The sequence below is a fragment of the Bacillus sp. SIMBA_074 genome (assembly GCF_046534555.1).
Taxonomy (GTDB): domain Bacteria; phylum Bacillota; class Bacilli; order Bacillales; family Bacillaceae_G; genus Bacillus_A; species Bacillus_A mycoides.
On record NZ_JAWRYM010000001.1, the window covers coordinates 166,279 to 180,404 of the forward strand.

At 34.5% G+C, this 14,126-nt stretch carries 13 protein-coding genes, 1 riboswitch and 1 other annotated feature; of the genes, 4 read left to right on the forward strand and 9 right to left on the reverse strand.

The genetic code is table 11. The features are described 5' to 3' along the window. Nucleotides 1–17: 17 nt before the first annotated feature. The 4 genes from SB773_RS00815 to SB773_RS00830 all read right to left on the reverse strand — a co-directional run bounded on the left by SB773_RS00815 (nt 18) and on the right by SB773_RS00830 (nt 4,665). Entirely contained in the window at nt 18–296 is a 279-nt protein-coding gene (locus SB773_RS00815) for a hypothetical protein (RefSeq protein WP_144512445.1), read from the reverse strand. Nucleotides 297–324: 28 nt separating this feature from the next. Next, on the reverse strand, nt 325–1,587 hold the full coding sequence (locus SB773_RS00820) for an MFS transporter (protein WP_002193108.1): 1,263 nt from the start codon (nt 1,585–1,587) through the stop codon (nt 325–327). Between the two features lie 195 nt (nt 1,588–1,782). Next, nucleotides 1,783–3,162: an S-layer homology domain-containing protein gene (locus SB773_RS00825; protein ID WP_078203068.1), complete on the reverse strand. Its 1,380-nt coding sequence runs from the start codon at nt 3,160–3,162 to the stop codon at nt 1,783–1,785. 258 nt (nt 3,163–3,420) lie between these two features. Then, nucleotides 3,421–4,665: an N-acetylmuramoyl-L-alanine amidase gene (locus SB773_RS00830; RefSeq protein ID WP_002012211.1), complete on the reverse strand. Its 1,245-nt coding sequence runs from the start codon at nt 4,663–4,665 to the stop codon at nt 3,421–3,423. 325 nt (nt 4,666–4,990) lie between these two features. Here SB773_RS00830 and SB773_RS00835 point away from each other — a divergent pair, with 325 nt between their 5' ends. Beyond that, on the forward strand, nt 4,991–5,476 hold the full coding sequence (locus SB773_RS00835; protein ID WP_002135545.1) for an 8-oxo-dGTP diphosphatase: 486 nt from the start codon (nt 4,991–4,993) through the stop codon (nt 5,474–5,476). A gap of 28 nt (nt 5,477–5,504) precedes the next feature. Here SB773_RS00835 and SB773_RS00840 read toward each other — a convergent pair whose 3' ends face one another. From SB773_RS00840 to SB773_RS00850, 3 genes are read right to left on the reverse strand one after another with little or no spacing between them, the layout of a single operon-like run. Then, on the reverse strand, nt 5,505–7,130 hold the full coding sequence (locus tag SB773_RS00840) for a YndJ family protein (protein WP_002186172.1): 1,626 nt from the start codon (nt 7,128–7,130) through the stop codon (nt 5,505–5,507). Nucleotides 7,131–7,135: 5 nt separating this feature from the next. Then, nucleotides 7,136–7,747 carry a DUF4166 domain-containing protein gene (locus tag SB773_RS00845; RefSeq protein ID WP_410588163.1) on the reverse strand — a complete coding sequence of 204 codons (612 nt, stop codon included), beginning with the start codon at nt 7,745–7,747 and terminating at the stop codon, nt 7,136–7,138. A gap of 4 nt (nt 7,748–7,751) precedes the next feature. Then, nucleotides 7,752–8,660 carry a DoxX-like family protein gene (locus SB773_RS00850; RefSeq protein WP_410588165.1) on the reverse strand — a complete coding sequence of 303 codons (909 nt, stop codon included), beginning with the start codon at nt 8,658–8,660 and terminating at the stop codon, nt 7,752–7,754. Between the two features lie 192 nt (nt 8,661–8,852). After that, a riboswitch (Lysine riboswitch) is annotated at nt 8,853–9,039 on the forward strand. A gap of 201 nt (nt 9,040–9,240) precedes the next feature. Between SB773_RS00850 and SB773_RS00855 the strand changes: the two genes are divergently transcribed. Next, nucleotides 9,241–10,470, forward strand: a complete 1,230-nt coding sequence (locus SB773_RS00855; RefSeq protein WP_410588167.1) for an aspartate kinase — start codon at nt 9,241–9,243, stop codon at nt 10,468–10,470. A gap of 356 nt (nt 10,471–10,826) precedes the next feature. After that, on the forward strand, nt 10,827–11,279 hold the full coding sequence (locus SB773_RS00860; protein ID WP_060751544.1) for a VOC family protein: 453 nt from the start codon (nt 10,827–10,829) through the stop codon (nt 11,277–11,279). A gap of 289 nt (nt 11,280–11,568) precedes the next feature. Here the strand turns inward: SB773_RS00860 and SB773_RS00865 are convergent, their stop codons facing one another. Together SB773_RS00865 and asnA are read right to left on the reverse strand one after the other, a co-directional pair. Next, entirely contained in the window at nt 11,569–12,009 is a 441-nt protein-coding gene (locus SB773_RS00865; RefSeq protein ID WP_201038476.1) for a helix-turn-helix domain-containing protein, read from the reverse strand. Nucleotides 12,010–12,153: 144 nt separating this feature from the next. Then, on the reverse strand, nt 12,154–13,137 hold the full coding sequence (gene asnA, locus SB773_RS00870; protein WP_016104478.1) for an aspartate--ammonia ligase: 984 nt from the start codon (nt 13,135–13,137) through the stop codon (nt 12,154–12,156). A gap of 70 nt (nt 13,138–13,207) precedes the next feature. Beyond that, nucleotides 13,208–13,467 (reverse strand) — a binding site (T-box leader). 408 nt (nt 13,468–13,875) lie between these two features. Here asnA and SB773_RS00875 point away from each other — a divergent pair. Then, nucleotides 13,876–14,007: a DUF3934 family protein gene (locus SB773_RS00875; RefSeq protein WP_000047589.1), complete on the forward strand. Its 132-nt coding sequence runs from the start codon at nt 13,876–13,878 to the stop codon at nt 14,005–14,007. Nucleotides 14,008–14,126 lie beyond the last annotated feature (119 nt).

Sequence of the window (14,126 nt, forward strand, 5' to 3'; positions counted from 1 at the left end):
CCTAATTTGATTAGGGCTTACTCTTTATTTACAAAACCCGTTTGAATTGCTTCTGTCACTTCTTTTGCAATATGTATTTTTGTAGCGTCTACACAGATTTTTTTGTCCCAAACATGTATGGGAGGCTCTTCATTAGACAAATGCTTAATTAAGATGAGTCGATTATATGTCATTTTATTTTCTATAGGAGTAGCAATATACACCGTGAAATTCCTTGCTTCAAATACCTTTTCTCCCAAAACGTATTTACATCCCAACTCATGTACTACTAAATGATGTAGGTTTTCTATAGTCATATACCATCCCCCCTTTTAGCCTACATAATCAATCGAACCGCCGAATACTTGGTACAGACAATGCCATTCCAATTGTTATGAGTACTAAAATAGCTAGCATTATAATTGTTATCTTTCCACCTATTACAGTAGCTAACCAGCCTACCACCACATACCCTAATGGTAATAAAGCAAATGAGCCTAACATATCAAGACTTGCCACTCTTCCAAAAGCTTCTTCTGGTACAAGCTCTTGTAAACTTGTTTCCCAAATAAGCCCAAATATCATAATACCGAATCCTTCAATTGCCATTAATCCAATTAAGGCCGGTGCCCAAGAAACGAAAGGCATAATTAATAACGCCATTCCACTAATTAAAACACCACCATACGCAAGTAATCCTCTCTTATGCCACCGCTGCCTCCCACCAAAAATTAGTGCTGCAATTACAGCTCCAGCACCAGAAGCAGCCATACCTAAGCCATACACGTAAGCTTCAAAATGATGATGAACATTAAACAACCATGGAATTAATACAACGATAACGCCTGCATAACAAATATTAACGAAAGAAAAGACTAGAATGGTAATCCACAACCACGGATGACTTTTTAAAACTAAAATACCTTCCATAAACTCTTGTTTGTAATCGATCTTACTCTTTTCAATGGGTTTTACTTTTTTAAACTTAATTTCTTTTAAAAATAATAAACATAAAAATGATAACAAATACGTTGCTGCATCTAGTCCGAAGCCTATCCCTGCAGATGTAACTGATACTATTAACCCACCAAGTGCTGGGCCAATTAATCGTATTCCTTGATTACTCATTTGCGTTAATGCATTAGCTGCATTTCGAATTTCCGGTACAAATACTTTTGCTCTTACAGCTGAATATGCCGGCTGAAATATCCCTTCCATAAGTCCATATAATGCAACAAGTACATATAGAAGTGGAATTGTTAAAATGTCCATAAATATAAGTGTTGCAAATAAGAGCATTAATATACAGCGAATTATATCTGTAAATAACATCAATTTCACCCGGTCAATTCGATCCACGACTAATCCAGCAAACGGTAACGCAAGAATATTAGGAAGCATGTATATTGCCATAGTCATTCCCATTACAACTGTTGAACCAGTTAATGAATACACAACGACTGGCAGAATAACCATCGTTATCGAACTACCTAAAGTCGAAAGTAATTGCCCAATCCATAAAAACTTAAAGTGTGGTGACACTTTAACTGGCAATAACAATTTACCGACATAACCTAAATTTTTCTCTGTTGGTATTTCTCCTTGCATATCTCTCCTCTTTTCAAATTAAGTTAATACCCAAAGATAAACACGGAAAATTCAATCTTTAATAACTTTAATTATATATGAAACTGTTAAATTATTGGTAGAAATATAAAAAAGAAAATCATAATGAATCTACAAATATTACGTGTTGAATATAAATAAAAAAGGTGTTTTCATATATGAAAACACCTTTCCACTTTATAATTTTAAGTTCTTCTTCAATGTCCAATATTTTTCTGGAGCATTTTCAAGTGAGAATTCTACCCAGCCATTTGGATCTTCACGATATACGTTTACTTTTGTACCATTTTCTAGTTTTCCAACTTCATTTTGTGTAACGTTTGGTACACTCTTAATTGGGTTGTTAAACGGGAATGGAACTTGATAGTAAGATCCTACCGACTGAACAGTAGTTTTTGCGTCTTTTGCATAATCTTTATATGGAATTGTTTCGCCTAATGCATCTACATTTAATGTATTAGGGTTTTTCGGTAATCGTTTTACATTTTGATAATCTTTGTTATTGAAAGGCTTAATACGTTCCATAATATTAGCAATTTTTCCAGCCCATGCTTTATCTGTTGCATATTTTTCATTCATATCAGGTAATGTGTAACCATTGAAATGAGGAGCACCTTTCTCTAAGTAGTTCTTTCTTACATAATCAGCATTGTACGAAATACTTTGCCCGTAAGACGTTAAATATTTTGCATTTGCGAATGGATCCCAATCAAATGCCTTTAGCCCAAATAAATTATGTTTACGATATGCAATTTCTGATTTTCCGTACCCAGATTCTAAGATCGCATGTGCTGCTAAATATAAAGCGTTCACACCATACTCATTTTGTGCTTTAATAAAATCTTGTCCATTTCCAATAAGGGGACTGTCAGAATGAAATTCCCCAATAAAATCTTCAATCTCTTGCGCTGTTACATTAGATGGTAACGTTACATCTAGATTGATATATGATGCCATGGCATTAAATAAAAATTGTGCATATTCTTCACGTGTTAAAACACTAGTTGGATTAAATGCACCTGCTCCATTACCTGCAGCAATGCCGTTAGACTCTAATGCACTAATCGCATCATTTGCCCAATGATCTTTCGAAACATCATTAAATGTATGATTAGCTTTTACTTTTAGTTTAAAAGCTTTCTGTAAAATCACAGCCATTTCAGCACGAGTTAAAGATTCTTTCGGTCTAAATGTTCCTTTACCATCACCTACGAAAATCCCCATATCTGTTAAAGTTAAAATTTCATTTTGGAACATTGTCGTTCCTTCGCTAATATCAGAGTATGGATTTTTATATTCGCTTTTCGCTTCTAGTTTTAATGCACGATATATTAATGCGGCTACTTGCTCACGATTTACAACATCCCCGAATCCAAACTTACCATTATCATATCCTGCAATAATTTCTTTTGATGTTAAATTAGTAATTGCTTTATACGACCAATGATCTTTCGGAACGTCTGGAAATTCCTTTTCAGCTGCAAATGAAGTTGCCGGAGCCATCACTACTTGAAGTGCGACTGTCACTGCTAACACATTAGAAATAACTTTTTTCATATTTTTTTAACACGTTATGTATATGCTTGTCCCGTGTTAACTTGCCTCCCTTTTCAATAAAATTTTCCCTATTAAACTAACAAACTCTTAATTAGTCAACAGTAAAAGTATACGTGATACAAATAAACTAATCTACCATTATTTTATTTATAATCAGCATAATACGATATATCTTTTTATTTTGATACAAAATTATATAAACTCATATAAAAAGTCCATCATCTCTATATAGATGATGGACTTAACAATTAATATTTTTTATTTAGCTAAACGATATTTTGAAACATCGAAACCTTTCCACTCATAATAATCTAAAATCCCAGCATAAACTGCCTCTGCAGCAATTTGTCTTCCTGATTCAGTAGCTAATTTGCCATTATCTATATTATTATCAATAAAGGCAAGCTCTGTTAAAACTGCTGGTACTGTATTTTTATTTACTACATAAAACGAATGATCATCTTTTATATCTCTATCTCTTGTATGTAGTGCCTCTACTACTCGCTTTTGAATTTTTTTCGCTAATACTTCGCTATCCTTTTCAATCTGTGTCTCTTCTCCACGCTTGGATTTTTTATAATAATATGTTTCCGTTCCATAACCATCATGATTTTGAGAAGAGTTTGCATGAATGCTTACAAATATATCTGCATTGTTCTCTTGACCAAATTTCACTCGATTCACAAGAGACTCATTCTTGTTACTTCCTGGATTTCCGTTCTCTTCACGTGTTAACAAAGCTTTTAAAGGTGTATTTTTTTCTAACAATTGCTGTAATCTTAAAGATATATCAAATACAATTTCACTTTCCTCTACACCTTGCCCTGGATTCCCTGGATCAAATCCTCCATGACCAGGATCAATAATAACTACCTTTTCTACTAAAGGGTTACCTATTTTAAGAGAATCTGCCTTTTTAATAAATTGAGCTGCCTCTGCTTTAGTTAGAATTTTTTCAGGCTCCCATTTATCACCAGTACCAACAGAAATCCCTAATTCAACTAGGATGTTAGCTTTTGCTTTCCCCCAGCTTTTTTCTAAATCACTGAATTTAGTTGCTGGAGTACCATTTACTTTAGAATCTAATTTGTAAGCTTCTACAATAAGAGAGGCCATTGAAACCCGGTCAATTTTCCCAGTTGGATCAAATACGCCTGGGCCTTTCCCTTTAACAACACCAGCTTTTTCTACAGCTGCGATGTATGGGGTATACCATCCGTTTTGAGAGTCACCGAAAGATGGTTTAGCATCTTTATCGAATGGTAAGTTTAAGATTTTAGCCATCATTGTAGCTGCTTCTGCACGAGTGATCTCTTTTCCAGGCTCGAACATTCCTTTCTCGTTACCTGTAACTGCGCCTTTTTCTGCTAAGTAGTTAATAGAATCTTCTGCCCAGTGCCCTGCTTGGACATCTGGAAACGTTTTTATTTGTGCGAAACTACTAGATGAATAAGATAATATACTAGCTGCGATTACTGCTGCTGCGATTATTCTATTTTTCATAGAATATATTCCCCTCTCAAGTACAATGTTTTTATATAACAGACTAATTATAATTCTGAAAATTAGTAATAGTCAATTGCATTTTGTATAATTTTGTCTTATTATTGTATTTTTTGGAACAAATAACTATAGTTAAACTATAAGAGACTCATTTCATCCCGCATTAACGGGCAGTAAGACCCCCACCTCAAAATTCAGCGAAAGCAAAGAAGTTAGGTGGGTGATCAACTGCCCGTAAAAGCCCGATTGGTGAGGGCTAATAATCAGTGGGAGATGAAGAACCCCCCACTGATTAAAGTTTCACTTTATAAGAGGAGAGATTCGTATGAGCACGAATTGGAAAAGCGTCGAACACCGCATTTATACAATGTGTATGATTCAACATAATAACGAAGTATTACTAATACAACGGCCGGATCATCTAGGCTTCCCTGGTTACATCGCTCCTGGCGGTAAAGTAGATTTTCCAGAAAGTATCGTTCAAGCTGCTAAACGAGAAGTAAAAGAAGAAACTGGATTACTTGTTTCAAATTTAACTTTTAAGGGATTAGATGAATACGTAAATCCGAAAGAAAATGTTCGATATATGGTATTTAACTATTGGACAGATTCATTTGAAGGTGAACTCCTTTTGAATCCTCCTGAAGGCGAATTATTATGGGTGCCAATTGATACAGCACTCAATCTTCCTATGCAAGATTGGTTTAAAGAGAGATTCCCATTATTTTTTGAAAAAGGTACGTTTGAAATTCAGCGTGTTTGGGACCAAGACTTGGATAAACAAGTTGCTATGACAATTACCCATACGTAAAAAAGCTTGGAATCTCTCCAAGCCTTTCTTACTTTCCCTCTATTTTCTTAATCTCATAATCAATTTCTAAAAAATTAACTCCAAATATCCACATTCTATGATTAGCTTCTAATATTTGATCCTTTCTCTCTTTAATAATAAAAGTCTCTGCTAATGGTAAGCGTATTGTAAAGAAGCGGGTATGTAAGTATATCCCTTCATCTCCCTTACGACGCTCTCTTAGCTTACTTGTAATCATTAACTGGTTCGTATCATTGTACAACTTCAAAATACCAGTCATATTCGAATATGGTAAAGGCAATGCGATATTCATATATGTCTCGTTCTTGTATGCATGCTTTGAATAGAGGGCTACAAAAACAGACTCTCCTGCTTCATTTTTTCTTAGCCAAGCCCTTACATTCTCTCTTCCATCCTTCTCATCTATTATCCCAATGATAGAGCCATGCATCGTTTCCCACTTGCCGCCCATTCCTAAATGTATTTGTCCTACACGCTTACTCATTTTCTCATAACAAAATGCAACCGGGCGGAACCAACGAGTCCATTTAATATGCGATTGTAACTCATACTCTTTTGTATTTTCATAAAAACGAATAATACTTAAAGGAATCTTCGTCATGTCAAATGCCTCACTATGAAAATCATTCATTTTATCAACTAAACCTTTGTATTCCTTGCTATCTATTAAATTTCTGTTATGTAAAAATGCTTCACCAACTGTCGCATTTCCTCTTAACCTGCTCATTGTTTTCCCGTAATATTTATAATTCGGAGTACTCTTTTCAATCATCCAACCAAGAAAAGCTGGTAACGCTACTCCAATTCCATTTACAACACCGTGAATCCAGACCATTTGTGCAATTGTAATCGTCATTACTTGTTTGAAATTTCCGTATGAATATATGAGTGAAAACATTATTGTTACCATAAGTGTACTGGATGAAAGAGTAAGGAGAATCTTTGCACTTATAGCATTGAATTTCGTTCTCCATACGTAAATCCCATATCCATAAATGGCACATAAATATATGAACACTGCAAAAAATTCAAATACCCTCGAATACGTAATTCCTATTGCAACTGTCATTGGAGAAATGACGATGATAAACATAATAGAGTCATATAACTTACTTCCCCGTTCTCTTTTTCTTCCAAGTAAACCAGCTGATAACGGCAATAAAAATGCCGAATAATGAAAGTGTGCCGCTGTAAGTAAAACAATGTCAGAACTAAAGTGCATAATTGAAACCTTTGCTACTGAAGCAAAAAACCAAAAACCACCTAAAAACAAATAAATAAACGCACTATCGATAGCCGTCTCTTCTATCGGTTTCCATCCTCTTTCTAACAATCTACTTACACCAAATAACGCAACGATTCCTGTATATGCAAACCAAAGTAGCGCAAAGAAATAGTGATTTGTTACGAAAGCTAGCATTGCACTGATTGCTGCGATTGGATATAAAAACGATACAAATTTATAAAATAATACATACGATCCATTTCTTTTTTTCTTGTCAATAATACAAAAAGACATCGGTATAAATAACAAAATAGATAATAAAATAATTGCTTCAACTGGGTTTACATTTGACCACTCATATATTAGAAAAATAATATAGCAAGCAAGCCCAAATAGTATATTTTTCATATCGTTTATTCCCTTTCCACAAATGTTCCCTTATATGAAAATAACGAACCAATTAACGGATTCCGTACTTGTACATGAATTCGAAAACATTGCAGTGCATCATCATAACTTTCAACAATTTTTGCCTCTCCGTATAAAAATCTAGGTAACGGTATTTTTCTTCCAAACATAAAAAACCATTGTTTCTTTGAAGAAATATGCATCCCGCCTTTTTCATCAATATAAAAATTCAATGTAGAAACGAGTAAATGTGGCTCACCAAAATAATCTACAATTTCATTATTCTCTTCATCCAACTGCATAACAGCGTTAAAATATCTTTTCTTATTATGAAAATAAAAAGTACGATTCCACCGTACAAACTCATTTCCATGTTCATCTCGCTCAGCGGTATTATGTATCACAAACGGAACTTTTTGCCCTCGCTCAGAGAAAAATATTCGAAACTTCGATGTAATTTTTAATATTAATTTAACGAAAAAAGATCCTCCATAAATTTCATCCATTTCCCCTTCCCCAATAAAGCTATTTTCCTTTGTTATCGCATATCGTTCCTGCAATTTTGGATGAAGCCTTTTATAAGAATCCCCTAATAATCTTTCATAAATATTAACCATATACTTATCCCTTTCTCGTCCTCTTGCAATTTTTTGCGCTTGGCAAATTAGTGCTATTTATATAACCGACAATCGATAACCCTATTAGAAGAAAATTTAATGTAATCGGATTAAACGGTTGCGTAAAACTAGCGATATTCGTCCATCCTGCCGCTAATGTTAAAACTATCAACAATATAATATGCAATATAAATAGTTTTCGCTTTTGAAGTGGCAATAGCCACATAACACCCCATATTTTTTCTAAAAATCCAACTATTTTAAGTATAAAAATACTACTTTCATTCGATCCGATTAGTGCAGAAAGCATCTTTACTTCTTCTGAATGAGTAAACATCAATTTCGGTACAATCCCTTGATATAACCATACGAAAGCAAATAAAAAGCAAACTAGCCAATACGTCATCGTTCTTCTAATTAGCAACTTAGGATGAAGTCCCTTTTCTAACCATAATTTTAAAGCATCAAAACTCCATGCTGTCGCCCAACCTAATAGTGGACGAAAAACATATAAATCTATCACATTTCCTATACGACCAAATCTCGTATCATAATCATATTGCGTTTCAAAATGAATATGTTCTTCATTCGGTGTATACTTCCAATAACCACGCCCTATTTGTATAAGTGATAATTGATTGTCTGTCCAAAATTTTAAAGAGGAAATGCGTTCTCCAGTTTCTTTTCTTATTTCACCTATCGATTCCCCTTCTCCGGCTATTTCAAGTCCAAATCCGATCTTTGTTTTATATAAAAACTTCTGTGGTTCTCCCTCTTTTTTTTCTAAATACGAAATCTCAGTAAAACGAGCATCCCACTCTGTATGTATATCAGGCTCTTGTGTATATGCCCATAGTTTCTCCATTGTTGTGTTCATTTCTGTGGCTACATAAATAGGCTTTTTCTTCCCCATCCTTCCACCTCCCATGCGCTATATTTTCAATGTACATGCAATGAATCGATTTTGCTACATTTTTCACAAACTAATTTAATAAAAAGATAGAATTTCAAAAAAATACAAAAAACACTTGATTCCCTGAAAAATTTAAATTATTATAAAACAAATGTTACCAACAACTTCATAAATCATACACTCTCGCCTAAAACGTGAGATAGAGGTTGCAACGCTTATAAGTATTCTAAAGGAGACACAGAGATGTCTATGATTTTAGAGGAAAGGAAGTGTTGCCGAAATTGATAAATTTCTCTGCATTTATCAATTGGGGCTGTTTTCGAATAGAAACAGAACTGTCATATGTACAGACGTGTACGTATGAAGAGCTATCTACAAAAAAGAGATATCATTTTTATGATATTCCTTTTTTGGCGGTTTTTTTATTAGCTCCGTTTTCTGTTTCCCTTTCCCTGTAACAGCACCATCCTCACTTATTTGAGATGGTGTTTTTTGTTTTTCTCTCTAGTAACTACAGGAATATTGGGATTTGTATATGTCCTAACCTATTCTTAAAAATGGACGAAAGAAGGAATTCGTAATGGAAACGATTGTACAAAAATTTGGCGGTACTTCTGTCGGAAGCGTCGAACGCATTCAACATGTAGCAAATTTAATTATTGAAGAATATGAACGAGGACATAGTATTGTCTCTGTCGTTTCAGCAATGGGAAAAAGTACGGATAAACTTGTAGCACTTGCTAACGCTATTACTGAAAATCCAAGTAAACGTGAAATGGATATGCTTCTATCAACAGGAGAGCAAGTAACTATTTCATTATTAACAATAGCACTACAAACAAAAGGTTATAACGCAATTTCATTAACAGGATGGCAAGCTGGTATTACGACAGAATCTGTACATAGTAGTGCACGGATTACTGACATTAACACCACTCGTATTCAGTCTCACCTTACTGAAGGAACGATTGTTATAGTAGCTGGTTTCCAAGGAATAAGTGAAGAAAATGAAATTACAACGCTTGGCCGCGGTGGCTCCGATACGACTGCTGTCGCATTAGCTGCTGCACTAAAAGCAAAAAAATGTGATATTTATACGGATGTGACCGGCGTATATACGACTGATCCACGAGTTGTACAAGATGCTTATAAATTAGATGAAATTTCTTATGACGAAATGTTAGAGCTTGCCAACCTCGGTGCTGGCGTATTACACCCACGCGCTGTTGAATTTGCTAAAAATCATAATGTAATTTTAGAAGTTCGCTCAAGTATGGGACAAGAAAACGGAACAATTGTAAGGGGAGAATGTAACATGGAACAACAATCAATCGTTAAAGGTATTGCATTTGAGGATAATATTACACGTGTCACAATTAAAGGATTAGAACAAGGTGCACTTTCAACAGTTTTCTCTACATTAGCAGCAGCACATATTAATGTAGATATTATTATTCAAAGTATTACAAATGAAGGAACTGTTCACCTCTCCTTCTCGATCCATTCTAATGATTTAAGAGAAACATTAGAAGTATTGGAACAAAATCAAGAAGCACTTCACTATGAATCTGTAGAACATGAAAATCATTTAGCAAAAGTATCAATTGTAGGATCTGGTATGGTATCTAACCCAGGAGTTGCTGCGAATATGTTTACTACTTTAAAAGAAGGCGGTATTCATATTAAAATGGTAAGTACATCGGAAATTAAAGTATCCGTTGTAATTGACCGTATTCACTTAGTAGATGGTGTTGAAGCACTACATCAATCATTTATGGCGAAAATTGAGCCTTTAGTGCAGATGAGTTAATTCCCACCAGTAAAACTTAAAACAAATTATACGAATCTATTTCCTTCCTATATAAATAGAAATAGGGTGGGAATATTTTGCGGGGAAGTCGAAGTTCTTTTATCAAATAGCAACTACAGTATCAAATTCTTGAAACTACTTGAAATGATAGTATTCACGAAATAAAGTTCGCGTATATTTCAATAGTAGAAAGTTTACGAAGTGTTTTTTGTTAATAAGTTGTTATATGACATACCCGAAAACACCTTGTCACATTTTCCTACACTGTGACAAGGTGTTTTTTGTTTAGAAGAGATTCTAGTATAATTATGAGGATAATTAGATAATAAATTTATACATATAAGGAGATAAAGACAATGACAAAAAACAAATTACTAAGAATGGACAATATCAGCATCGTTGTAGAATCACTTGATAACGCAATCTCTTTCTTCGAGGAGATTGGCTTGAATCTCGAAGGGCGAGCTACTGTCGAAGGTGAATGGGCTGGTCGCGTAACTGGACTCGGTTCTCAGTGCGTAGAGATTGCTATGATGGTTACGCCAGATGGTCACAGCCGAATTGAACTTTCGCGATTTCTCACCCCACCTACTATAGCAGATCACCGGACAGCTCCTGTAAACGCCCTCGGTTATCTGCGCGTCATGTTCACCGTCGAGGACATTGACGAAATGGTATCCAGACTTACTAAGCATGGTGCTCAGCTCGTTGGAGAAGTAGTTCAGTATGAGAACTCGTATCGACTCTGCTACATTCGTGGAACCGAAGGAATTTTAATCGGTTTGGCGGAAGAACTCGATAACAAATAAGTAAGTGATGTTTTATAAAAAGCCTTTACTGAAATATTCATTACTGAAGTAAAAATATTTGAAGCACATTCTTACTCCATAAAACTTAAATTTTCAGCCCCGTCCTAACTTTAGAACGGGGCTATACTCGTTTGAGCTTTTAAAATTAAATAACTTTATTATCATTTTACACATAGATTTCAAGACTCTATACAAACAGCTTTTTAACATATTACCTATATCTAAAAATCGTTATAAAATAATTAAATTATTCGCAATACCTTTTCCTAGGAAATATAACGGACTCTTCTCACTTCTTATCATATATATCTTTTCCTTTAAATAACGAGCGAAATTCATTCAAAATAACTTTCTTCACGTCGGAATAAAAGACCATCATGAATAGCGCAGCCCCTAATAAAATCTCTTGAATTCCTTCGTAATCAATGAAAGCACTCATAATTAGCAAACCAAATCCAATATAAAAGCCAAACTCATTCTCTTTCTCAAAATCCTCATCTTCTTCATCAATATGTATTTTCTCTTTAAAGTTTTGATTCCCTTTTATTAATTCATCGAGCGTAACGTTGTACATTTCGCTCAATAAAATTAAATTATCAATGTCAGGGTAACTTTTATCATTTTCCCACTTATACACCGCTTGCCTAGTTACACCGATTTTCTTTGCAACATCCTCTTGCGAAAAACCCTTTGACTCTCGTAGTTTTTTTAGCTGTGCTCCTAAGTTCATAACGTCCCCTCCTTTAACAAATTATTACATAAAAGGAGATGAAAAAGAAAGAAACTATTAGTAACACTCACTGTAAACCACCAGTTTACACAATAAAAAAGGGAGAGTAACTCTATTTTCGAGCCACTCTCCCTCTCACTTATATTAAAACAAATGAATGTTTTCTTTCTTGCAAGCTTCACGTAAATCATCAGGCCATACAGAAGATTGAACTTCACCGATATGTGCTTTACGTAAGAAGTACATACACATTCTTGATTGTCCAATACCACCACCAATTGTTAATGGTAGTACGTCTTCTAAAATACCTTTATGGAAATCATACTCACGTTTGAAGTCTTCACCAGTTTTCGTTAATTGCTCATCAAGTGCTTTACTATCAACACGAATTCCCATTGATGATAATTCGAACGAAGCTTGTAGTACTGGGTGCCAGAATAAAATGTCACCGTTTAATTTCCAATCATCATAATCGGACGCGCGTCCATCGTGCTTTTCACCTGAACGGAGTGCATCACCAATTCCAATAATAAAGACTGCACCGTGTTCTTTCGCAATTGCATGTTCACGATCTTTCGGTGTTAATTCTGGATATTTATCTTCCAGTTCTTGAGAAGTAATGAAAACAATTTCTTCTGGTAAATACTTTCCAAGGAACGGATACTTTTCAAATAAGTGATCTTCCAATTCTTTGAATATTCCATAAATTGTTTGTACTGTTTTTTGTAAGTAATCGACAGTACGCCATTCTTTTTGAACGATTTTTTCCCAATCCCATTGGTCAACATAAATGGAATGTGTTGCATCAAGTTCTTCATCACGACGAATCGCGTTCATGTTTGTATATAAACCTTCACCAGCTTCATATCCGTATTCATGTAATGCGAATCTTTTCCACTTCGCTAGTGAATGCACAATTTCTAATTCTTCTCCTGAATGTAACATATCAAATTCAATTGGACGTTCTACACCGTTTAAGTGATCGTTTAATCCTGATTTTTTCGTTACGAATAATGGTGCAGATACGCGGAATAGTTCAAGACGTTTTGCTAATTGATCCTCGAAAAATGTTTTAACTTCCTTAATTGCGATTTGAGTCTCTCTTACTGTCATTAATGATTGATACATGGTGGTTTCCTCCTAAAATGTTTGGATGTTGTGAAAAGAAGCCAACAAAAAAAGCCCTTCTTTCCCAAAAAACTGGGACGAAAGACTTTGGTTCCGCGGTACCACCCAAATTAGCAACAGAGGTTGCTCACTTATACAGTACGGAGATTAAAAAATCTCGATACTGTTCTTCTTGTAACGGCGAAGTTCCCGGCTAAGTCTACTTTCCTATAAAGGATTTCGGTTAGCGACTCCAGGAGGTTCTTCATAATAGGCTTCGTATCAGGCTCACACCGTCCCTGACTCGCTTAAACTACATCCTACTACTACTCGTCCTTTCATAGTCGTTTTATTGTCACATCTCTGAAACATTTTATTAATGATTATTCTATACAAAAAATAGATAAAGTCAACAAAAAGTTTTAAAAAAATTTTCAATTCTTTATTTTATGCCTTTACCGACTGTTCTTAATATAACATTTTTATTTCCTTTGTCTCTTCAATCCAAAAAACATTTCACTAATTGAAACTAACATATATACAACAACTAGTGTGATTGTTCGAAATATAGAATCCGCAGTATTTCTTATTATTTTCATTTTCTTTATAATTCCTTTCAGTTTACTCGCAATTTCATGATATACTATAGCATTCAAGCAGTTTGTTTTTATTTAAAGCAAGCATAGTCATTTATCGATAGTATTTTTCTAAAACATTGGCTATTATCAAATCAGATTTTTTATATAACGGAGTGATCATATGAGTAAAACGAAAGCAAAACCGAAAAAAGGTGTAGGACAAGGTACAGGAAGTAAAGGATGGAACCGTTGGCAATCAAGTGCGAAAAAGAAAGCTGCAAAACCATACAAAAGTAAAGGTACAAAGAAATAAAATAAATAGTGGGAGACGAACAACTCCCACTATTTAAAGTTTCACTTTATCTCTTTACTTTGTACAAAACAAAATATAATTATTACAACAAAAAAGCTATGCTTTCATCTCTATGAAAG

What these genes read in the sequence shown, in the direction of transcription:
- SB773_RS00850 (WP_410588165.1), bottom strand. Translation starts at nt 8,660, where the DNA reads ATGGGGAAGAAAAAGCCTATTTATGTAGCCACAGAAATGAACACAACA.
- SB773_RS00815 (WP_144512445.1), bottom strand. Translation starts at nt 296, where the DNA reads ATGACTATAGAAAACCTACATCATTTAGTAGTACATGAGTTGGGATGT.
- SB773_RS00840 (WP_002186172.1), bottom strand. Translation starts at nt 7,130, where the DNA reads ATGAAAAATATACTATTTGGGCTTGCTTGCTATATTATTTTTCTAATA.
- SB773_RS00865 (WP_201038476.1), bottom strand. Translation starts at nt 12,009, where the DNA reads ATGAACTTAGGAGCACAGCTAAAAAAACTACGAGAGTCAAAGGGTTTT.
- SB773_RS00860 (WP_060751544.1), top strand. Translation starts at nt 10,827, where the DNA reads ATGACAAAAAACAAATTACTAAGAATGGACAATATCAGCATCGTTGTA.
- SB773_RS00825 (WP_078203068.1), bottom strand. Translation starts at nt 3,162, where the DNA reads ATGAAAAAAGTTATTTCTAATGTGTTAGCAGTGACAGTCGCACTTCAA.
- asnA (WP_016104478.1), bottom strand. Translation starts at nt 13,137, where the DNA reads ATGTATCAATCATTAATGACAGTAAGAGAGACTCAAATCGCAATTAAG.
- SB773_RS00875 (WP_000047589.1), top strand. Translation starts at nt 13,876, where the DNA reads ATGAGTAAAACGAAAGCAAAACCGAAAAAAGGTGTAGGACAAGGTACA.
- SB773_RS00830 (WP_002012211.1), bottom strand. Translation starts at nt 4,665, where the DNA reads ATGAAAAATAGAATAATCGCAGCAGCAGTAATCGCAGCTAGTATATTA.
- SB773_RS00845 (WP_410588163.1), bottom strand. Translation starts at nt 7,747, where the DNA reads ATGGTTAATATTTATGAAAGATTATTAGGGGATTCTTATAAAAGGCTT.
- SB773_RS00820 (WP_002193108.1), bottom strand. Translation starts at nt 1,587, where the DNA reads ATGCAAGGAGAAATACCAACAGAGAAAAATTTAGGTTATGTCGGTAAA.
- SB773_RS00835 (WP_002135545.1), top strand. Translation starts at nt 4,991, where the DNA reads ATGAGCACGAATTGGAAAAGCGTCGAACACCGCATTTATACAATGTGT.
- SB773_RS00855 (WP_410588167.1), top strand. Translation starts at nt 9,241, where the DNA reads ATGGAAACGATTGTACAAAAATTTGGCGGTACTTCTGTCGGAAGCGTC.